The following is a 20159-nucleotide window of genomic DNA, read 5'->3' as shown; positions in this document are numbered from 1 at the left end:
GAATGACGAACCTGGTCAATCTTGCGACCAGCCTGCTCAAAAGAAAAGCCCCGGCAATACTACCGGGGCGAAAACAGAAAACAGAAAACGCTTACGTCTACTTCAACGACGTTTACTGATGGGACAAATATAGCGGCCAACAATCAATGATAATGCTTTTTTGCATTAATTAAGATTATCATATATTACAACAATAAAACAGCAGCTCTTTAGGGCTGCCGTTTTGTGACATGTCATTGTAGTTGCGCTCAACATTTGGGGTTACGGGTCTCGATACACATAAAGGTCACGCCGCAGAGTATCTCTACCACCGTAACACAATTGGCAGCCGTATATTTATTGCAGGTACCCGAGTTGGGCGCGCCGCCGAAGATATAACCGGCTGTCAAAGACAGTACACTCTTTTTTGCCAGGGATAGCCTGGTGCTTTGGTTTTTCTTTTTCATTGCCGTGTTGATTTAAAGCACAAGATACAGACCAGCCTGTTCCGGAAAATAGCAGCATACCTTGATTTTGGCACCGGGGGTTTTCCTGTAGTCCGTACAGCATCGATTTTCCCCGAAACGGCTTTGATTATACCATGTTTTGTAATACCTTTGCCTGCGTTAAAATAAAGCTTCCGACAATATAAATATCCGCATATGACCTCAGTACTGCTCAACGTTTACGATGCCGGCAACAAGATCGGTGAGATCGTTACCTATTCCCTCGTGATCCTGATGGCGATCGTATGGATCTGGGTAATGTTCAAATACCTGAACACTTCCGATCTTCATGACTGATATTTCCAAACATATTGGACAAATACGTGCCGACTACCAGAAGGCGACGCTGAATGAAACAGAAGTGGGCGACGATCCGCTTCTGTTTTTTCAAAAGTGGTTCGGCGAGGCCGAAGCCGCCGGCATTACCGAGGTCAATGCCATGACCCTGGCCACTGCCAATGTATGGGGTCTGCCTTCGGCACGCATTGTACTGCTGAAAGGACTGGACAAGGAGGGCTTCTCTTTTTTCACCAATTACGAGAGCGATAAAGGTCGCCAGATCGCCGAGGAAGAATCGGTAGCCTTGTTGTTTTTCTGGAAAGAGCTGGAGCGCCAGGTACGTATCGAAGGCGTGGCCCGTAAAGTACCCGCGGCCGATTCTGACGCCTATTTTCATTCCCGGCCCAAAGGAAGCCAGATCAGCGCAGCCGTATCGCCGCAGAGCCAGGTGATCGAAGGCCGCGAAGAGCTGGAACACCGGGCACAGGAAATGGAGACGCAATATGCCGATAGTGAAGTGCCACGTCCCGCACACTGGGGTGGGTATAAGGTGATCCCGGAAAAGATCGAATTCTGGCAAGGCCGGAAAAACCGCCTCCATGACCGCATAGTGTTTTTTCGCGAGCCTGAAACCGACAACGGGGAAGACGCCCTGCCTGGCTACGGTGCCTGGGAAAAATTCCGTATCGCACCTTAACCGATCATTATCTGCGGTGCAACCCGATATAACCGGCAACGCCGTATAACCGATATTATGAAATCGCTTTTCAACCAGCAACAGCTACAGATCACGATCGAACGCCTGGCCCACCAGTTGCTGGAAAACCATGTTGACTTTTCGGCTACTGTGCTGATAGGGCTGCAGCCAAGAGGCATTTATCTTTCCGACCGTATTCATCATAAGCTGAAAACCTTGCTGCCTGCGGCACAGATCCCGTATGGGAAACTGGACATTACTTTTTACCGCGACGACTTCAATACTTCCGGCGAGCTACATATCGCCAAGGAGACGGACATCAATTTCAGTCTGGAAAATAAAAAGGTAGTGCTGGTAGACGACGTGCTGTACACCGGGCGCACCATAAGAGCCGGCCTGGATGCCCTGCTCGATTTTGGAAGACCCGAATCGGTGGAGCTGCTGGTGCTTATCGACCGCCGTTTCAGCAGGGAGCTTCCCATTCAACCCGACTATGTGGGCATGACCGTCGATTCGGTGGCTGCGCAGAAGGTAAGGGTATTGTGGCAGGAAAAAGATGAAAAGGACGAAGTGGTGATGCTGGACTAGCGATCGCCCATCTTTAAAGTTCAAAAAAATAATACAGCATAGTGTCATTATCCGTAAAACACCTGTTGGGCATCAAAGATCTTACGCCGGGAGATATAGACCTGATACTCCGTACGGCAGATCAATTCAAGGACGTGCTGCAACGCCCGATCAAGAAGGTTCCTACCCTCCGCGACACTACTATAGTTAACTTATTTTACGAAAACTCCACCCGTACCCGCATTTCGTTTGAGCTGGCGGAGAAAAGGCTTAGCGCCGACACCATCAACTTTACCGCATCGGGCAGTTCGGTATCCAAAGGGGAAACCCTTATCGATACCGTGAACAATATCCTGTCGATGAAGGTAGACATGGTAGTGATGCGCCATTCGGCCAGCGGCGCTCCGCATTTCCTGGCGCAGCACATCAATGCCGCCATCGTCAATGCCGGCGATGGTATCAACGAGCATCCTACCCAGGCGCTGCTCGACGCCTTTTCCATAAGGGAGCGACTGGGTAGCCTGGCCGGGAAAAAGGTGGCCCTGCTCGGCGACATCATGCATTCACGGGTGGCGCTCAGCAATATTTACCTCCTCACCAAAATGGGCGCTGAAGTAACGGTATGCGGTCCGCCCACACTCATTCCCAGGCATATTGAAAAATTGGGTGTAAGGGTATCTTATAATGTACATGAAACCCTTGCCTGGTGCGACGTGGCCAACGTATTGCGTATTCAGCTCGAACGCCAGAACAAGCCCCTGTTCTCCACCCTGCGGGAATATTCGCTATACTATGGCGTAAACAAGACCCTGCTTGACTCGCTGGACAAAGAGGTGGTGATTATGCACCCGGGCCCCATTAACAGGGGTGTGGAGTTGAACAGCGATGTCGCCGACAGCAAGCAATCGATCATTCTGGACCAGGTGCAAAATGGCGTGGCTGTGCGTATGGCTGTCCTGTACCTGCTTGCCGGAAAAAAGGAAGAGGCGCTGAATTAGAAATCCCGGATCCGCCATACTATTTAAAGCAGACACACGTTTTATACCCGCTGCAACCGACAAGCAGGTTGCCCTAATTTCTAATGTTTACTACTACTCATTCAATATTGCCTATGGAGCCCTTACAAATGGTGGATCTCAAACGCCAGTACCAGAAAATAAAACCGCAGATCGATGAAGCGATCGCAGCTGTGATCGACAGCACCGCTTTTATCAACGGTCAGGATGTCAAGCTGTTTGCACAAGAGCTGGAACAATACCTTGATGTGAAACATGTGATCCCCTGCGCTAATGGTACCGACGCGCTGCAGATCGCGCTGATGGCCCTGGACCTTAAGCCTGGCGACGAAGTGATCACACCGTCCTTTACCTTTATTGCCACAGTGGAAGTAGTAGCCTTGCTGGGCCTCAAGCCCGTATTCGTAGAGGTGGATCCCCGTACTTTCACCATAGACCCTGCTGCAATAAGGGCGGCCATTACACCGCGTACAAAAGCCATTATCCCGGTGCATCTCTATGGCCAGAGCGCGGCCATGAACGAGATCCTGGATATTGCTGCTGAATATAAAATTCCCGTGATTGAAGATAATGCCCAGGCGATAGGTGGACATTACACCTTCCCCGACGGTCTGCGTAAAGCTAACGGGACCATGGGAACCATTGGCACCACCTCCTTTTTCCCTTCCAAAAACCTGGGTTGCTACGGCGACGGCGGCGCCATCTTCACCAATGACACGGCGCTATACGAAAAGATGCAGATGGTCGCCAACCACGGTCAGAAAGTGCGTTATTACCACGAGATCGTAGGCTGCAACAGCCGGCTGGATACCATTCAGGCCGCAGTGCTGCGTATCAAGCTCAAGGAACTGGATCACTACTGCGATGCCCGCAGGGCGGCAGCCGACTATTACGACCGCGCCTTCGCCGGCCATGAGCTGATCACCACACCCTATCGCGCCGATTACGGCTATCACGTCTTTCATCAGTACACGATACAGCTGGACAAGGTAGACCGGGACGCGGTGCAGCAACGCCTGGCCGAGCGCGGCATCCCTTCCATGATCTATTATCCCGTACCGAGTCATAAGCAAGAGATGTTTGCCGCCATGGGCGGAGCAGATTACAACCTTGAGATTACCGATTACCTGAACAAACGCGTGTTGTCGCTGCCCATTCATACCGAGTTGAGCGACGATGAATTGAATTATATCACCACACAGGTGCTGGAGATCGTCAATGAGTTGGCCGGATAAATGCTACCAGCTAAAATATTGCTATACAAAAGGTTGCCTATCGGCAACCTTTTGCTTTTTAATTAAAAACCAATAATCTGGCCATGGATAACCAGGGGCTGCACCCGCCGGCCGGTGAACCTTTTTCCGGCGTTATTTATTATTGGAATAGTATACCCTAACCTATGACGAATGAGACGTTCATCAGGATATTCCCAATGGCCTGTGCCTGGGCAAAGCAGCAGGAATCCTGGATCCTCGACAACGGCGTCCCCCTGAACGAGGATCAACAGATCGACGCCTATCTGGCCGGCGTTAAAGCGATCGAGAAGGTACGGCTGTGGTACGCCGACCGGGCGCCGGAGCCGGCGTTACCGGAGCTCAAGGCCGCCACCGAGCGCCTGGGGCTGTTATGGTCCGGCACAGCCGGCACTACTTTCCGCTATGGCATTTTTATCCGCAACGACCGCCGGCACGATCGCAGCCTGGTGGTACACGAGTTGGTACATACGATGCAATACGAACGCATGGGCGGCTTTGAGCCCTTCCTGGAACAGTATCTTAAGGAGTGCCTCACCGTGGGCTATCCCGATGGCGCGCTGGAGCAGGAAGCCCGGCTGATCGAACAGCGACTATGCAGGTAAGAGGAGCAAAGCCCATTTCATGGCAGGCAAATGATCTTTATCTTTGTAATACACTTCCGACCCATGAGCGAGTTACTTTTTTCCCTGCTGGCACTTACAACACTTATCCTGTTTTTGGGTGCCCTTGTACGTACTGAAAAATCGACTAAAAGGAAATGGAGGTTACCGGCAGCTGCAATACTCTTCATCCTGCTCGCCCAAGCCTCTATCGGCCATAACTGGAAAGCAGTGTCGTTCAGGACTCCGGAGCACCTTCGCACAACCATTGTACATGACATCTACGATGAACTGACCACTAGTATAAAAGAAACACCGTCCGGCAATTACCTGCTCCGTGTCCATTACGGGCGTGATACCCTCAGCGGTCGTTACGTGCCCCTGAGCGCCGTATCTTTTCAAACCGGCTTTCATTATGGCCATGTCTGGAGACCCTTAGCTGTACAAGTATTAACAGCGCCCGACAACCTGCATTTCCGATATATCGTAGAGGCCACCAGGGAGTGGCGGTTATTAGGCATGCCCTTGTATACCGGAACAGAAACTTTCAACGGAGAAATACCGATCCCGGCTTCCAGCAAACAAGGCAATATCTAACGAAAGGCCCCGGCGGGCCGGCCTATCCACATTTTTGGCCTGTTCCGGGGAGGCTCCGATAGCCCTTTCCTGGTATTTCCATTTTAATTTCTTCGTTTCTTAACCTACTTTTGCATTTCCAAAAATACGGTACGGGCTATCGTAATTCTTAAATCGCAATCCGCACATTCCATAATGGAAGCAACACTCGATCAAGCCAGGCAACTGGGACTGCAGGAAGCAGAATTTGAAGAAATCAAGAAGATACTGGGCCGCACGCCCAATTTCAACGAAACCGCGATGTACTCCGTTATGTGGAGCGAGCATTGCAGCTACAAGAATTCCATCAAATACCTTAAAAAGCTTCCCCGCGATGGCAGCAGGCTGCTGGTAAAAGCCGGCGAAGAGAACGCGGGCCTGGTCGATATCGGCGATGGCCTGGCGGTAGTATTCAAGATCGAGTCGCACAACCACCCCTCGGCTATTGAACCTTTCCAGGGTGCGGCTACAGGCGTGGGCGGCATTCACCGTGACATCTTTACCATGGGCGCCCGTCCTATCGCAGCCCTCAACTCGCTGCGCTTTGGTAACCTGAAAAACCCCAAAACACAGCACCTGCTGAAAGGCATCGTAAAAGGCATCAGCCATTACGGCAACTGTTTCGGTGTACCTACAGTGGGCGGCGAGGTATACTTCGAAGATTGCTACCAGACCAATCCCCTGGTAAATGCCATGAGCGTGGGCATTGTAAAGGTGGGACAAACCTTCTCTGCAACTTCCTATGGCGAAGGCAACCCCGTATTTATCGTAGGTGCGGCGACTGGTAAAGACGGTATCGGCGGCGCTTCATTCGCTTCTGCCGATATTACCGAAGACAGTGCCGAGCAACTGCCGGCCGTACAGGTAGGCGACCCTTTCGAAGAGAAAAAACTATTGGAAGCCTGCATGGAACTGGTAGGCAAAGATCTCGTGATCGGCATGCAGGATATGGGCGCAGCAGGCATCAGCTGCTCCACTTCCGAGATGAGCGCCAAAGGCCAGCATGGCATGAATATAGACCTGAGCAAGGTACCCACCCGCCAGGAAAATATGAAAGCCTGGGAAATGCTGCTGAGCGAGAGCCAGGAGCGTATGCTGATCGTGATCGAGAAAGGCAAGGAAGCCGAAGTACAGGCCATATTTGACAAATGGGATATCCATTGTGAGCAGATAGGTGAAGTGACTAAAGAAGAGCGTCTTAAATACTACCTGGATGGCGAATTGATGGCTGACGTGCCCGGCGAAAGCCTGGTGCTGGGCGGCGGTGCCCCGGTATATGAGCGTGAATATAAAGAACCTGCTTATTTTGCACAGGTCAATGCATTCGATCAGAACAGCATTCCCCGGCCCGGCGACCTGAAAGCGGTTGCAGAGCAGATCATCCGCCTGCCCAATATCGCTTCCAAACGTTGGGTATACGATCAGTACGATTCGATGGTAGGTACAGCCAATGCTTCGACCAATAACCCCTCGGATGCGGCTATCGTACGTATTCATGGTACCGACAAAGCGCTCGCAGTAACGGTAGACTGCAATAGTCGCTATGTATTCCTCAATCCGCATGTAGGCGGTATGATCGCGGTGAGCGAGGCGGCCCGCAATATCGTATGCAGTGGCGGCCAGCCCGTAGGTGTGACCAACTGTCTTAATTTCGGTAACCCCTACAATCCTGAGGTTTACTACCAGTTTGTGCACGCACTGCGTGGCATGAGCGACGCCTGTATCCAGTTTGACGCCCCGGTTACCGGTGGTAATGTAAGCTTTTACAACCAGTCGGAAGATGGTCCCGTGTACCCTACGCCGACCATCGGCATGGTAGGCGTGCTGGATCATATCAGCCATGCCATGACGCTGGACTTTAAGAACGAAGGCGATCATATTTACCTGCTGGGTCGCAGCCGCAACGATATCAACGGTTCGGAGTACCTGTTCAAGCTGCACGAAGTGACCCATAGCCCCGCGCCACATTTCGACCTGCAGGAAGAAGCAGCCCTCCAAAACAAAGTAGCTTCGCTCATTAAGGACAAATTGGTCCTGTCGGCCCACGACGTGAGTGAAGGTGGCCTGTTCACTACCCTGCTCGAAAGCGCGGCCGTAAATGATAAAGGTTTTTCCATTGCGCTGAACAGCGAACTACGTCCCGATGCCTTCCTCTTCGGCGAAGCACAAAGTCGCGTAGTGGTGAGCGTAAACCCGGGTCAGAAAGCAGCTTTCGAAGCCGCCGTTGGTGATCATCCCCTGGAATACCTGGGCACGGTTACCGCAGGCAATATTGTGATCGATGGCGCCGACTGGAGCGCTACCGCATCCTGGAAAACGCAATATGATACCGCAATAGAAAATGAGCTGCGTTAATAACTTAAGCAAAACAATGAATACGAGGGCATTAACGAGAAAAAAACATGCCGCTTGCTATTAAAATCAAAATCTTCGTAGTACTATTACGCCGTAATTAAAATTACGGCGTAATCCATTTAACTAACCCTCAATTTTTTTATGAAAAAAGTTATCCTTTCTGCTTTACTGATCGGAGGCGCAGCCATGGCTGCAAACGCACAGGCCAATAGTGTTCTGGTATTCGGTGACCTGGGCATCAATACACGCAAAGATGCCGGCGATAATAAAACTTTGGGCCTTAACATCCATCCTGGTGTAGGCTACCAGTTCGACGATCATTGGACACTGGGTGTTACCGGCTCTTTTGGTACTACAAGGCGTAAGGCCAGCGGCGCCAAAGACTGGACCTACAACAACGAATACACCGCCGGCGTTTTTGGCCGTTACACCCAGCCGCTCAACAAGATCTTTGCGTTCTATGCTCAGGCAGAAGCTTTGTATCTGGGAAACAGCGACGGTAGCACCGCATCAGGCGTTAAAGCGCTTCATTCCAATGGCTTCCGGGCTACAGTAACACCGGCCATCGCCATCATGGTCCACAAAGGCTTTGCCCTCAATTTCTCTTTTGGTGGCGCCGAATTCGAAACCCTCAAAGCTTCCGGTGCAAAAAACGCTGCTACAGGCTTCAACCTGACTTTCGGCAGCCAGGCTCATATTGGTGTGTCCAAGAATATCTTCTGCGGTCACGGCCATCGTAAAGGCCACCACATGAAAATGAATCATGGCAGCCGCATGGAAAAAGAAGAAATTGAACAAGATAAAAAAGAAGACAATAGCGAAGATTAATGCTTGTCGCTGAATCGATAATAAAAGGGCCGCCGTGTGTGGCCCTTTTTATTTTTCCGTCCCCCTGAAATAGAGCGCCAAAGCGACCTGTTGCATGGTAAAAAATGCCTCCGCTCCTGAAGAGGAACGAAGGCTTTCACAATCAAAACACTAACAGTGCCATATTGAAAACGCATCACAAAACAACTCTACTGAATTATAGCACTGCCAGTATCTTCCGAATGCGTTGTAAATATTCGTTGTACCTATATAACAACTACCGGGCAAAGAAGTTGGTTAAAGGTGTGATAATGTATGACGCCCCTTGCATTCTATACCACTGCGCATAGATCATACTGTATCCGGCGTGCGTCCATGCCGCAATTTGCTTATTTTCGCAACAAAATTTTCATATGGGTATAGCAGATATACTGGCTTCCAAGAACAAGGAAAAAGCAGAAGCCAACCTGAAGGCCGGAGAGGCCTTTCTCGAAGAGAACAAAAATAAGGAAGGTGTTGTAAGTCTCCCCAGCGGCCTCCAATACCTGGTGCTGAAAGAAGGCGAGGGCCCTAAACCCGTCGCGAGCAACCGCGTTACCTGCCATTACCATGGTACGCTTATCGACGGTAAAATATTTGACAGCTCGGTGCAGCGCGGCCAGCCTGCAACCTTTCCACTCAACCAGGTGATCGCCGGCTGGACCGAAGGCGTGCAGCTCATGAGCCTGGGTAGCAAATACCGTTTCTTTATCCCTTCGGCGCTGGGATACGGCAGCCGCCAGATGGGTAGCGATATTGGCCCCAATTCAACTTTAATATTTGACGTGGAATTGCTGGGCATCAACTAAGGCCTGTTATACGGCAGCTGGTTTGAAAGGGTTATCCGTTGCGGATGGCCCTTCTTTTTTCCCAAAAAGAGCAAAAGGATATCCTTTTAAAAATAGGCGGTATAGCCGAAATGCAGTTTCGCCTGCCGGAACTGGAAGTTTTCCCCGCTATGCTTACCCAGGCCTATCGCCACGTTAAATATTCCCGATTTATTTTCGAGCGTAATACCACCTCCGAAGCTTACCGGGTAATCGTCGTGGCGGATATCTGTATAGATGGCCTGGATATAGGCATTATCGCTGAAGAGGTAAAAGCAGGAATTGCGGCCCAGCAGCAGCCTCAGCTCCAGGGTACCCACATGATACTGGCTCGCATAGATACTTTGCTCGTCGAATCCCCGCAGTAATTTGAATCCGCCCAGCTGGTACAGCTCATTAAGGAAAAGACGCTTGCCGCTGATATATCCGGCATTGTAACCCAAGCGCAAGCTGATATTGCGGGCAAGGGGGAAATAATAATTACCCGAACCAGAGATACGATATTGGTATTTATCTGTATTAGCGGTATCGTAGAGCGTTGCATAGTCGAATCCCGACCCGTCGCTGATACCGGTGATCGCATCATTGGTAAGTACGGAACGAACCAACCCCGAGGCCGAAACCTTTGCCTGCCAACCTTTCCGGGGATTGAGCCGGTAATCGGTGCGATCCATATAAAACTCTACAGTTGCTCCCTTCGTGGTCACATCCAGGTTATCGGGTAGCTTGCGGTTGTTGCGTACATAATTGGTATCGGCCGTAATCAGCCGGTTGCTAAAGGTCTGGTAACCTACCTTTACATAGTCCGTAGCGTTAAACTGGTACCGGACACCGGCATCGAAAGAGGTACGCCGGAAGGTGGTATCCCTTTTGAAGAGATCGAAGCTGCCTTCCAGTCCGAAAGGCGTTCCCAGCAGATAAGGTAGTGCGGCATCGGCATGAAAACGCGGCGATTTGTATTGCAGGTTTTGATACGTTGCAGCAATGCTCTCGCCATAGCCGAGCACATTTTTCAACGCCAGAAGAATATCGGCCGTCAGCAGGAATTTACCGGTCTCCACCGTATTGGGCTGCAGACCAATGATACCGTTCAGCTGGTTTGCCTTCTTCTCCTTCAGGTAAAGGTGCAGCTTGGTGCCCATCACGCTGAAGTCGATTCGCCAGGGCTGTGCTTCCTGGAGGAAGGGTAGCTCACTCAGTCTTTTGCTCAGCAGGCGTAGCTGGCTTTCATTGTAGAGATCGCCCTGCCTGATGCCAAGATACTGTTGCAGGAATTCGCGGGACACTTCCACTTCGCCTTCTATTACCAGGGTATCGTACCGCACAAGCTCTCCCCGCTCCAGCACCATCGAGGCTTTCAGCTCATCTGGTTTACCTTCAATATCGCTGAAGGTGGTATACGCAAAAGGATAGCCATTGTCTTCGCAATACTTCAGCATACGCTCGCTAAGCGCTGTTAATCGCCGGGGCCCGACCGGCTGCCCCTCCCAGTCCCTCGCCGCTATACCCATGCCGGTCAGCAGCGCAGCCGGTATCTTATCGAAGGAAAGCCGGGCCCAGCGGTATCTTGGCCCCCTGTAAAGCCGTACTGTAATCGTAGTATCGGCATAAATAACGCTATCGGTCGAGGCTGCCAGGTATCCCTGCTCCCTGATACGCGGTACCAGGTCACGGAGATAAGCAAAGGCCTCCGGAGGATTGTCGAACGTCTGCCGTGCAGGCAACGGCTTTTTATCGAGGTACGACACAGGCGTATCCACGGCTTCCAGCACCAGGCTCATTTGCTGGGCCGAAGCGCGGAACGATGGCAGGCACAGACAAGCCGCCAGGACCAAAGGCAATAAGTACCGTTTCATGAGCGCCATAAGGACGAAAACCAAAAGTAGTTTTTATTTGGTTACCCGGATTTTCTTAAATTGGACTGGCAAAAATTACCTGTCCATGAAAAAAAGCATGCTCCTATGCGGCCTGTTGGTCGCGGTAAGCCAGTGCGTCGCCTTCCAGACCAGGCACTACATGGTGTCGCGGGATGATGCCTATTATAAAAAAGAAAGCCAGGCCATAGCCCAGCTGAATACTTTGTTTGCCGCGGGCCAATATGATTCGGCCATACAATATTGCAGCCGGGCACGAAAAGAGAATTTCATCGATTACAGCAAGCTGGAGCTGGCGCTGGCCACCGCCTACTGGTATAAGAATGACCGCTCCACAGCCTACCTTTATGTGCAGAACAATGCCGATTATGGTTTGAAGCTCACCGGCGGCGGCGGTAATCCCTTCGACATGCTCAACGATTATACTTTCGGACCGGCACTGGCAACCGATACCTTTCTGCAGCGTCTGATCGTAACAAGAGTATCGGATTACTATCGCACACTGGATTACTATCCCGACCGGAACACCGGCCTAAAGCTTCTGCTGCTGAACGCTCAATGGCAACGATTAAAGGAGAAACACAACTATGATCAAAAGCAGGAATTATCCAAAGCGCGGCGGCTGCAGATAGAACAGCGATATAAGGAAGATGTAGCTGACTGGTCGCAGCAATTGGTTTCGCTCCTGCAGGACAACGGCAATCTCTTCACCAGAACTGCCGTAGGGCCGGCAGCGGAAGAGCAGATTTCCATGATCGTTAATCTTGACCAGCTGGAAAACCTGAAAGCCTGCCTGCCCCTGGTACAACGGGCCTTACAAACGGGCGATATCGCAGCAGATGATTACGTCGCCGTGCTGGTTGCCGAACAAAGGTTGCTGGCATCCAACACACTGAACGAAGCACGGGTACGTGATTCCCTGTGCCGGGTCTATCGTTGCAAAACAGTCACCTTCGACAGCACGGGCCGGGGCTATTCGTACGCCGAAGGCAAATACATTAACATGAAAAGCGATACCCTCTATTATAAGAGCGGGGACAGCACAAAGATGATCATCTCCGCGCCCCAGCCTTACCGTTGATTCTTCCCACAGGTCATAGCTACAGACTGCAACGCCGCATGATCATGCAGGATAGCTGATACTCCGTGTCCTATATTGCTCCCGCCGTAGGCCTATATGAATATTCGATGCGTATAAACGAGGAACTACCGGAAATATTTCCGACCTTTGTGCCGCAAAATTAATTTCAGGCTAACAGGCATTCATGAGTTCAACAAACGCGCTTCCTAAATTTCCGGGCACCAGGCATTCGCTGCATCAGGAGCTAAAACACCGTGTACAGCAATATTTTGCCGAAAACAACCTGAAACAGACCGGCAATTTTGCGTTGTGGCACAAAGCGATCGTGCTTGTTCTGGGTTTCGTAGCGCTCTATCTTCACCTGCTCATTTTTCAGCCGGCATGGTATTGGGCCATTCCCGAATGCGCGCTGATGGGTTGCATTATAGCATCTATAGGCTTTAATGTGATGCACGATGGCGGACACGGCAGCTTCAGTGAAAGCAAGACCATCAATAAGATCGCTTCCTGGTCCAGCAGTATGCTGGGGGCCAGCCAGTTTATGTGGAATATGAAGCACAACATGATTCATCATACTTACACCAATATCGACGGTGTGGATGACGACATTGAGATTGGCGCGCTGATGCGGATGGCGCCTACACAAAAACATTACAAGCTACACCGCTTCCAGCATATCTATTTTGTGGTCCTGTACATGTGGATGTATATCTTTTGGGTATTCTTCAGTGATTACAACAAATATTTTTCCCGTAAGATCGGCGATATGCCGTTGAAAAAGATGTCTGTAGCCGATCACGTACGTTTCTGGGTCGTGAAGCTATGGCATGCTGCCGTATTCGTCGTGATCCCTATTGTGGTGCTCGGCTGGCTCGAGTGGCTCATCGGCTTCCTTACCCTGAGCCTGGTGGGTGGCTTCATCCTCAGCATCGTGTTTCAGCTGGCGCATACCGTAGAGGATGCACATTTTCCTGTGGCCGACCAGGAGACGCATAAAATGCCTGATGAATTTGCCGCACACCAGATCAAGACTACGGCCAACTTCGCCACAAAGGATAAGATCATCAACTGGTTTGTGGGCGGTCTCAATTTCCAGATCGAGCACCACCTGTTCCCAAAGATCTCCCACATCCACTACCCTGCCATCAGCAAGATCGTGAAAAAGGTATGCCAGGAATATAAGCTGGAATACATCGAATACCCGACCATGCGCAAGGCCGTGCTGGCGCACGTCAATTTCCTCAGGGATATGGGACGGGGGTAGTTTTGGATTGAAGACTTTAGATGTTAGATATTAGATGTTAGATATTAGATGTGAGATATTAGATGTGAGATTTTAGATAGTGGCGCTCCTGGAGGGGCGCTTTTTTTAGTATTCGAAGAATACAAAATCATTCGTTTTCTGCTAATCGTCAAAGTAGATGTTTTTATTATTAAAGTCCAGAATGACGTTAATCACAACGGGCTTCTGCTTAAAGAGCGGGCCTTGCCAATCAAATTTTTGCATAGTATTCAAAACAGCTTTCTCATACAGGTGCACTTCCGGTATATAATTGATATTTCCCAAAAAACTCGTCGCCGGTCCGGCAGCGACAATTTTCCCTTCACGAAACTCAATATTGATCAACAACGTCCAACCATCATTTGCCGCTGTAAGCGAGTCCCAGAAAGCCGGTAAAGCGGCCTTGACCATTTCTAGTTCTTCGTCCTTACGGCCGTTGATATAAGGCAGGAGCAATCCCTGGCCTCCTGCATTAAGCTCATTAGCCTCTCTTTCCACGCGCTCAAAAAAATCTGCTCCGTATTTTCTACATATCGCTATGTTCATTAGACTGTCATAACAGGCCAGGTAATGTTCATCGACACATCCTGTATAAAGTGCCTCACTTATATTATATCGATGTTTAATAAGATACCAGTAGGTATCATCATGAACTACGGCAGATTTCCTTGCCCGCAATGGCCACGTAAAAACATCATTGGCTACAAAGTCTGTTTGTATATAGCGGTTGACCAGCGCGTATTCCACGGAATCGTAAAGACGCTCGTAACTTTTAATGGCAGCAGCCTTGCCGGTATCATCGTTCCGCGTCAGGTATTGGTAATAGCTTTTATCTTTATACAGACTGTCACAGAGCCTTTCTACCTCCTGATCTGAAACCTGCGCCCACAGCATGGATGCAGTTAATATATTGCACAACAGCAGATACAAGGACTTCATAACATTGATTTTTAAACTGATTTTCGATGGCGCACCACTAGCTGTTTCAAATATTGTTCCACTCCAGGAACCGTTCGCTGAAGAAGTGGTATTCTTTTTCCCGCATAAAGCCACGGAAGGCCTGGTACAGGAACAGACCGGCGAGCGGAATAAGGAAGATGACCAGGCTGGCTATCCAGCGGTCGGCAGCCCTCAGGTGGCGGGCCTTCATTACTTTGACAGCAGCAAGCGTGCTTATATATTGAACAAGGATCAGGAAGAGCGGGTACATGACGAAGCAAAATAAGCATATCCTTGAATACAAAAGAAGTCAAGTTTTCGAAAACTTGACTTCTTTTATGTTCCGGACCAGCTATCGCTTCACGATCTTTCCTGTATAATAGCTGTTATTGCTGAACCGTACTTTAACCGCATAGATGCCCGGAGGCAGCGCCCCCAGGTACACTGCAGCGGCTTTTCGCTCGCCATCGGCTGCTGCTGCATCGCGGTGCTGCAACAGGCAGCGGCCATTGATATCAAAGAGCTCGATCAGTATGTTTCCTTTAGACCTGGCGGCATAAGCGATCCTGCATTCGTCACGGGTCGGATTGGGATACAGCCTCATCCCTTCTATGCTGCTTGTTCCGTTCATTTTTTCCGGAGCAGGCGCATCGTCATCGCTTCCCGGCGCTGCAGGCTTTGCCGAAGTATGGGCAAGGGCGCTGATCTGCCCTGCCTGATGCGCATGGCAAAAGGTATTCATCAGCTGCCGTATTACTAACGCCGTATCGCTGCCATTGACTACGTGATGCGTTCCGAAAAAAGCAGCATTGACACGGCCGTATCCAAACTGGCCAGCCAGCGTTTCCGCAGGAATAGCGCCAGCACGGCTGGCTTTGATACTCGTAAGGGCCGGGAAAGTCATTGTCGTAGCGGAGCCTTCGTAATTACCATCGGGCGATTTACCGGCAAAGAGATTGAAGCTGACGACAAGCTGTACCCTGACCCATTGCGATAGCTTTGCGGCATACTGCTCATCGGTCAGGTTGCCACCGCTCTTCAGTATATTAGAATCCAATGTTTCCCATTCCACAAGACCACTTACATCCGATACGGCAGGCAGCCGGTCATAGCTGTCCAGGGCCGATTCATTATTGGTCAATACATAGGAACGGGTAGCGCCACTGCTACGGGCTACACCGCCGGTATCATAGGTGGTCACCGCCAGCTGTACAGCCGGCATCATCAGGTTCGCCCCGGCAATTCTTCCATTCACCGCCACTACGGGATACTCCTTCAGCGCCACCTGCGCCGTGCGTCCCGATACCGCAAGACCAGCCACCGGCGTGGTCAGTAGGTTATACAGGCCAAGGGTCTCATTATACAAAGGAAAGTCGCCTTTGGCGCCGCTGCCGGGACGGAATTCCGGCGCATACTTTGCATTTTTGGAGCCGGGTGTGGTAAAGAAAACATTGCTGAACACCGGGCTCTGTATACTGAGCGTACCCTGCAGGGCCAGGTCGGAATAGACCAGGCTGGGCTGGGGATCGGGCATTTTTACCGGGATATTGACATCGGGTGCGTCCTTCAGGTTTTCATAACGGAGCTGATTGGCATGTGCCGACGTGAGCGTGCCTCCTGCTTCTATAAATTTACCAGAGGCCTCTACAAATTTTCCTGTTGCCTTTATAACAGCAGAGTGATCGCCAATAAGCCCTTTCAACGGCTGGACTCCGGCAGCTTCCCCTATTGCGGAAATCGTGGTACCTGTGGCAACGATGAAAGTACCGCTGGCTTTGGTCAATTCGCTTTGCCACTTTAAACGCGCTTCCTCCTTTTCCCAGGTAGCTACCTTTTTTCCCGGCAGGGTAAACCGGGCATAGTTTTTCATGCTATCAACGCCCCATTGCCGGTAGTTATTAAAAGTAAGGTCACCCATGGTCTGGCTCAGGCTGCCGTAACTGCTATTGAGCGCGCCGGCCAGGAAGTTACCGTTCTTCGCCATCCAATCGTTGATAGCCGCACTACCGGGAATGCTGCCGCCCAGCGAACGGCCTACGATGCTCATGGTACCCTGGCTGAGCTTATCCACTTTTACCTGTATTGCCGATTCAAAAAAGGCTACACAGGGATCGTAGTTCATCTGGAAATCGGTATAATAGAAACGGCCGGATGAGGTAGAGTTCAGTTGCTGCGCCTTGTAATAATCCGGCGCCGTCAGACTTGCATCATCCAGCGGCTTGCCCTGCAGATAACTGCTCCAAAGGAAAGGTGGCTTATATTGAGCATTGGTCCCTTCACCCTCCTCGCCATGTATACCTGCATTGGCAGCCAGCAAGGTGATCTTGTAATTATTGGCTATGGAATTGTTGTTGAGGTAAACAAATACCCGCAGCTTGCCGCGATACCGGTTGTACAGGATCATATAAGGCTCTGCCCGCAGGTTATTGGCCTCGACCTCTGAACCGTCGTTCCTGTATCCCAGGTCAGCCTTGATAAGCTCCCAGCCGGAATAGGGATTATTATCTTCACCGCCTGCATGTTTACCGGCTGCATTGTACTGGGCCGAGATACCCTTAAGCTCGGTGTGATCGCTGAAAAAAGGACTATTAACGGTCTCGCTGATCGCCATACCATTGGACTTATACCGGAGCCGGTAAGTCCTGGTCCGCCAATCGAAATTGTTGACCAGACCGCCTGGATCGGTGGACATAGGCAAGTCGGGATTAGTAGATGTGATGAACGGCGCCTGCGTACCGGCTGTGCTGTTGGAGAACAGCCAATTACCAGGCTTATAGCCGGCGAGAAGCGTATCTCCCGGCCGGAGCCGGGCCACCAAACCGGCTTTACTCCCCAGACCCTCCGACAGGATGCTATGCACCGGCACATCGTAAAAGACTACCGAACTGCTGATGCCGTTGATGGTCTGGCTTACTTTCATTTTCCCGGCTTCAATAGCGACAATCAGGGGATGGCTTTTCCGGAAAGTAGTCGCCGTGCTGAGTGTATCGGCAAAGCCCTCTTTGATGGCATAAACCTTATTATTGGCTACCCCGATGCCAAAGCGGGGAAGGGCGGCACGATCTCCCATATAGTTTTGTACCGCATTTTGGCTATAAGTTACTTTCTCGTACGACAACCAGCCGATACAGGCATTATCGGCGCCGGACAGGTCTACTTTCAGCAACGTATCGTTTTTCAGCTCCCCCACGAAAGCATGACAGGACAATACAACGTCCTTGGCTTTATTACCATCTTGTGCATTCCGGCTTAGACGCGTTAGCTTTTCACCTCCGGCCAGTGTCACTATATCCTTATTATGATAAGCCGAAGCCTGGAAAGGTATGGCCTGAAACGGGCTGATGCCGCCGGGATAGACATAAGGCTCCAATCTGAAGGTAACTTCCTGCCGGCTTCCGGTATAGTCAGGAAGGTTACAATTGTAACACCATTTATGCGTTACCGGATCTGTTTTAAGATAATGATCGGGTTTGGATGCAATGGAGAAGGCATACAATTTTCGATCTGCAATGCTCCAATCTACCCATGCCGAATCGGTAGCTGCAGGCCCCAGGTTGTACAGCTTATTGTAGTTGGGCACCAGGAAGTTTAGATAATGAGCGACATCGGGATTTGCTTCGTTTCCCTCCTGATCCAGCTGGGGGACCGGATAAAGCTTGGGCGTAGTGGCGGTTGCATTGACAAAACCCAGCCAGTATTTATCTGCAGCACTTACCAATGCAAAAGCATTCCGGTTGTAATCCTGAACGAGAAACCAAAGCATATATTCCAAGGAAGGAGGCGAGAAAAGCCGATCCCTCCAATAGGCAAAATCAGTAAAAACAGGATTGGAAGAAGTCCCAAAACGAAGACTGGTCAATACTTCATCCCGACCACTCTTCTTTACATTTTTATGTATAATTACCAAACCCTTAATTTGTTGCCCGGGATATAAATCGGGGAATTGGATATTGGGTATCGTTTGTGCCTTGGCTGCCCCCAGAAAGAGCAGGCAAAGCAATGCCAGCGTCAGCCGTCGGCTGACCTGAGATATATAGCGTTTCATCGAATAATGTTTAAAGGTGAATGATTATTTATCGACGGTCGCCAGCTTCGCTTCAAGTTGCCTGATCCTGTCGTTGAGTTGAATGATATAGAGACTCAGCTCTTCCACCTTTTCCACGGTCGCTATGCTTACCTCAGCCAGGTTGAGGCCCTTGCGTTGTACCTCTTTTTCCGAAGGCATGCCGGGCAGCTTTTGATGTTCCTGCACATAACCCGCAAGCGCATCTATGGAGCGAAGCTGATAGGCAGGCGCAAACACATAATCGGGAAAAGAAGAAGCATCTGTAACGAAGCCGGTGGCTTTTACTTTTCCATTCACCGCCAGCCGCTCCACGGCCGTATCCAGGCCGATAGCTATATTTCCATTCTGCATGACCTTCAGGCGATCAGTCATCGTGCCGGCGTTATCCGCAGCAATGCTGAACACCGGGCCGGAAGCCGTTTTCCGGGTACGAAGCTGCACCAGTTCCTGGTAGCCGCTACCATTAGTATTGGTATTGGCCGAAAAGCCGACATGCCAGGAATGCGTGGTTGCCGATTTGGCATTGTGCAACTTCAGCATTTTATAGGAAGCGCCGGATGAAGCGTCGCTAGTTCCCAGGTAAGCGATCATACTGCCCCGTATGGCCATGCGGTCGATATCGGGGTCAGGTGTATTGGTTGTTACTCCGGATAGATCTGCAGGCATGCCTAAGCCGAGATTACCGATAAGATTCAATTTCCGGATGGAAATGCTATCTGCAATCAAGCTATTGCCACTAATCCTACCGTTAATCCTGAGGCTGTCGCCGATAAAGTACTTTGCAGTAGTTGTATGTCTTGATTTCAAGCTATCGGCTATTACAGAGCCATTTGCATAAATAGGCATTTGCGAATAGAAGCCGTCGTACCTAAAGGCATATCGATAATTAGCCATTGATGGATCAACCGTGCTGACCATTGGGCTCTGAAAATGATGATATAAGTACAATTCTGCCGGAATAGCAACTGGACGATTCTGAACCGTACCGTTAGCAGAGTGTATGGATGTCCAGGGACCTTCTGAACCTCCCGTGTTCCAGTTCAATGAAGGATTCTGCGCTTGCGCTGCTATACTTATCCCGATCGCAAGTAAGCCGGTTATCAATCCCAATTTGATTTTCATTTGCAAAAATTTTTAGTGTTTGGAAAAAATTATCGCGGGCAAAGCTAAAGGGGATAGCAACTATTTATGCATGTTTTATGTAAATAAATTATTAATTAAACAATTGTATTTCAAAACGTTAAAAATAAATAAGAAAATACTACATGAAAATGGAGCAGGAAATTTCCAAGCCCGCAACTGGCGAACAGAAAGCAAAGGGCATAAAAAAAGCTACCCGGCTGGTTACCGGGTAGCTTCATTGCAATATTAACTG

The 20159-nt window shown here is 50.3% G+C and carries 19 protein-coding genes; 13 read left to right on the top strand and 6 right to left on the bottom strand.

The annotated features are described in order from the left end of the window. Positions 1-248 precede the first annotated feature (248 nt). On the bottom strand, positions 249-446 hold the full coding sequence (locus DZK30_RS02650) for a hypothetical protein (RefSeq protein WP_118972527.1): 198 nt from the start codon (positions 444-446) through the stop codon (positions 249-251). A gap of 195 nt (positions 447-641) precedes the next feature. Between DZK30_RS02650 and DZK30_RS25620 the strand changes: the two genes are divergently transcribed. From DZK30_RS25620 to DZK30_RS02605, 10 genes are all read left to right on the top strand, one after another. Next, entirely contained in the window at positions 642-782 is a 141-nt protein-coding gene (locus tag DZK30_RS25620) for a hypothetical protein (protein ID WP_162902785.1), read from the top strand. Then, positions 775-1461 carry a pyridoxamine 5'-phosphate oxidase gene (gene pdxH, locus DZK30_RS02645; protein ID WP_205529345.1) on the top strand — a complete coding sequence of 229 codons (687 nt, stop codon included), beginning with the start codon at positions 775-777 and terminating at the stop codon, positions 1459-1461. Before DZK30_RS25620 ends, pdxH begins: the two co-directional genes overlap by 8 nt. A 57-nt stretch (positions 1462-1518) precedes the next feature. Continuing rightward, the gene (pyrR, locus tag DZK30_RS02640; RefSeq protein ID WP_118972526.1) at positions 1519-2049 is read left to right on the top strand and encodes a bifunctional pyr operon transcriptional regulator/uracil phosphoribosyltransferase PyrR; all 531 of its coding nucleotides are present in this window, start codon (positions 1519-1521) and stop codon (positions 2047-2049) included. 41 nt (positions 2050-2090) lie between these two features. Beyond that, a complete protein-coding gene (locus DZK30_RS02635) occupies positions 2091-3026 on the top strand; it encodes an aspartate carbamoyltransferase catalytic subunit (RefSeq protein ID WP_118972525.1) in 936 nt (311 codons plus the stop codon). Between the two features lie 113 nt (positions 3027-3139). After that, the gene (locus DZK30_RS02630) at positions 3140-4279 is read left to right on the top strand and encodes a DegT/DnrJ/EryC1/StrS family aminotransferase (protein ID WP_118972524.1); all 1140 of its coding nucleotides are present in this window, start codon (positions 3140-3142) and stop codon (positions 4277-4279) included. 164 nt (positions 4280-4443) lie between these two features. Next, positions 4444-4902 carry a hypothetical protein gene (locus DZK30_RS02625; protein WP_118972523.1) on the top strand — a complete coding sequence of 153 codons (459 nt, stop codon included), beginning with the start codon at positions 4444-4446 and terminating at the stop codon, positions 4900-4902. Positions 4903-4965: 63 nt separating this feature from the next. Further along, the gene (locus DZK30_RS02620) at positions 4966-5496 is read left to right on the top strand and encodes a hypothetical protein (RefSeq protein ID WP_118972522.1); all 531 of its coding nucleotides are present in this window, start codon (positions 4966-4968) and stop codon (positions 5494-5496) included. Between the two features lie 174 nt (positions 5497-5670). After that, complete coding sequence (purL, locus tag DZK30_RS02615; RefSeq protein WP_118972521.1) at positions 5671-7869, top strand: phosphoribosylformylglycinamidine synthase subunit PurL; 2199 nt, start codon at positions 5671-5673, stop codon at positions 7867-7869. 141 nt (positions 7870-8010) lie between these two features. Further along, on the top strand, positions 8011-8697 hold the full coding sequence (locus DZK30_RS02610; RefSeq protein ID WP_118972520.1) for an outer membrane beta-barrel protein: 687 nt from the start codon (positions 8011-8013) through the stop codon (positions 8695-8697). A gap of 392 nt (positions 8698-9089) precedes the next feature. Further along, the gene (locus tag DZK30_RS02605; protein ID WP_118972519.1) at positions 9090-9524 is read left to right on the top strand and encodes an FKBP-type peptidyl-prolyl cis-trans isomerase; all 435 of its coding nucleotides are present in this window, start codon (positions 9090-9092) and stop codon (positions 9522-9524) included. 86 nt (positions 9525-9610) lie between these two features. Here DZK30_RS02605 and DZK30_RS02600 read toward each other — a convergent pair whose 3' ends face one another. Continuing rightward, positions 9611-11398 (bottom strand): BamA/TamA family outer membrane protein, encoded by a 1788-nt coding sequence (locus DZK30_RS02600; protein ID WP_162902784.1) that lies wholly within the window; start codon positions 11396-11398, stop codon positions 9611-9613. An 85-nt stretch (positions 11399-11483) separates the two neighbouring features. Here DZK30_RS02600 and DZK30_RS02595 point away from each other — a divergent pair, with 85 nt between their 5' ends. Together DZK30_RS02595 and DZK30_RS02590 are read left to right on the top strand one after the other, a co-directional pair. Beyond that, complete coding sequence (locus DZK30_RS02595) at positions 11484-12497, top strand: hypothetical protein (RefSeq protein WP_118972517.1); 1014 nt, start codon at positions 11484-11486, stop codon at positions 12495-12497. A 184-nt stretch (positions 12498-12681) separates the two neighbouring features. Further along, a complete protein-coding gene (locus DZK30_RS02590; RefSeq protein WP_118972516.1) occupies positions 12682-13761 on the top strand; it encodes a fatty acid desaturase family protein in 1080 nt (359 codons plus the stop codon). A gap of 141 nt (positions 13762-13902) precedes the next feature. Here DZK30_RS02590 and DZK30_RS02585 read toward each other — a convergent pair whose 3' ends face one another. The 4 genes from DZK30_RS02585 to DZK30_RS02570 form a co-directional block, all read right to left on the bottom strand. Further along, complete coding sequence (locus tag DZK30_RS02585) at positions 13903-14718, bottom strand: hypothetical protein (RefSeq protein ID WP_162902783.1); 816 nt, start codon at positions 14716-14718, stop codon at positions 13903-13905. Between the two features lie 46 nt (positions 14719-14764). After that, positions 14765-14989, bottom strand: coding sequence for a hypothetical protein (locus DZK30_RS25615; RefSeq protein ID WP_162902782.1), 225 nt, complete (start codon positions 14987-14989; stop codon positions 14765-14767). Positions 14990-15070: 81 nt separating this feature from the next. Then, positions 15071-18763, bottom strand: a complete 3693-nt coding sequence (locus DZK30_RS02575) for a T9SS type A sorting domain-containing protein (protein WP_118972513.1) — start codon at positions 18761-18763, stop codon at positions 15071-15073. Positions 18764-18787: 24 nt separating this feature from the next. Next, positions 18788-19906: a hypothetical protein gene (locus DZK30_RS02570; RefSeq protein ID WP_162902781.1), complete on the bottom strand. Its 1119-nt coding sequence runs from the start codon at positions 19904-19906 to the stop codon at positions 18788-18790. Between the two features lie 19 nt (positions 19907-19925). On the opposite strand from DZK30_RS02570, the gene DZK30_RS25610 reads away from it, so the two are divergent. Next, positions 19926-20156 carry a hypothetical protein gene (locus DZK30_RS25610; protein ID WP_162902780.1) on the top strand — a complete coding sequence of 77 codons (231 nt, stop codon included), beginning with the start codon at positions 19926-19928 and terminating at the stop codon, positions 20154-20156. Positions 20157-20159: the final 3 nt, after the last annotated feature.

Source organism: Taibaiella koreensis (assembly GCF_003545715.1).
Classification (GTDB): Bacteria; Bacteroidota; Bacteroidia; order Chitinophagales; family Chitinophagaceae; genus Taibaiella; species Taibaiella koreensis.
This window is presented reverse-complemented; position numbering and strand designations above follow the sequence as displayed.

Excerpts from the sequence above, each read along its gene's own strand:
- DZK30_RS02605 (WP_118972519.1), top strand. The coding sequence starts at position 9,090 with ATGGGTATAGCAGATATACTGGCTTCCAAGAACAAGGAAAAAGCAGAA.
- DZK30_RS02595 (WP_118972517.1), top strand. The coding sequence starts at position 11,484 with ATGAAAAAAAGCATGCTCCTATGCGGCCTGTTGGTCGCGGTAAGCCAG.
- DZK30_RS02625 (WP_118972523.1), top strand. The coding sequence starts at position 4,444 with ATGACGAATGAGACGTTCATCAGGATATTCCCAATGGCCTGTGCCTGG.
- DZK30_RS02575 (WP_118972513.1), bottom strand. The coding sequence starts at position 18,763 with ATGAAACGCTATATATCTCAGGTCAGCCGACGGCTGACGCTGGCATTG.
- DZK30_RS02590 (WP_118972516.1), top strand. The coding sequence starts at position 12,682 with ATGAGTTCAACAAACGCGCTTCCTAAATTTCCGGGCACCAGGCATTCG.
- DZK30_RS02630 (WP_118972524.1), top strand. The coding sequence starts at position 3,140 with ATGGAGCCCTTACAAATGGTGGATCTCAAACGCCAGTACCAGAAAATA.
- DZK30_RS02585 (WP_162902783.1), bottom strand. The coding sequence starts at position 14,718 with ATGAAGTCCTTGTATCTGCTGTTGTGCAATATATTAACTGCATCCATG.
- DZK30_RS02620 (WP_118972522.1), top strand. The coding sequence starts at position 4,966 with ATGAGCGAGTTACTTTTTTCCCTGCTGGCACTTACAACACTTATCCTG.
- pyrR (WP_118972526.1), top strand. The coding sequence starts at position 1,519 with ATGAAATCGCTTTTCAACCAGCAACAGCTACAGATCACGATCGAACGC.
- purL (WP_118972521.1), top strand. The coding sequence starts at position 5,671 with ATGGAAGCAACACTCGATCAAGCCAGGCAACTGGGACTGCAGGAAGCA.
- pdxH (WP_205529345.1), top strand. The coding sequence starts at position 775 with ATGACTGATATTTCCAAACATATTGGACAAATACGTGCCGACTACCAG.
- DZK30_RS02650 (WP_118972527.1), bottom strand. The coding sequence starts at position 446 with ATGAAAAAGAAAAACCAAAGCACCAGGCTATCCCTGGCAAAAAAGAGT.
- DZK30_RS25615 (WP_162902782.1), bottom strand. The coding sequence starts at position 14,989 with ATGTACCCGCTCTTCCTGATCCTTGTTCAATATATAAGCACGCTTGCT.
- DZK30_RS02570 (WP_162902781.1), bottom strand. The coding sequence starts at position 19,906 with ATGAAAATCAAATTGGGATTGATAACCGGCTTACTTGCGATCGGGATA.
- DZK30_RS02600 (WP_162902784.1), bottom strand. The coding sequence starts at position 11,398 with ATGAAACGGTACTTATTGCCTTTGGTCCTGGCGGCTTGTCTGTGCCTG.
- DZK30_RS25620 (WP_162902785.1), top strand. The coding sequence starts at position 642 with ATGACCTCAGTACTGCTCAACGTTTACGATGCCGGCAACAAGATCGGT.
- DZK30_RS02610 (WP_118972520.1), top strand. The coding sequence starts at position 8,011 with ATGAAAAAAGTTATCCTTTCTGCTTTACTGATCGGAGGCGCAGCCATG.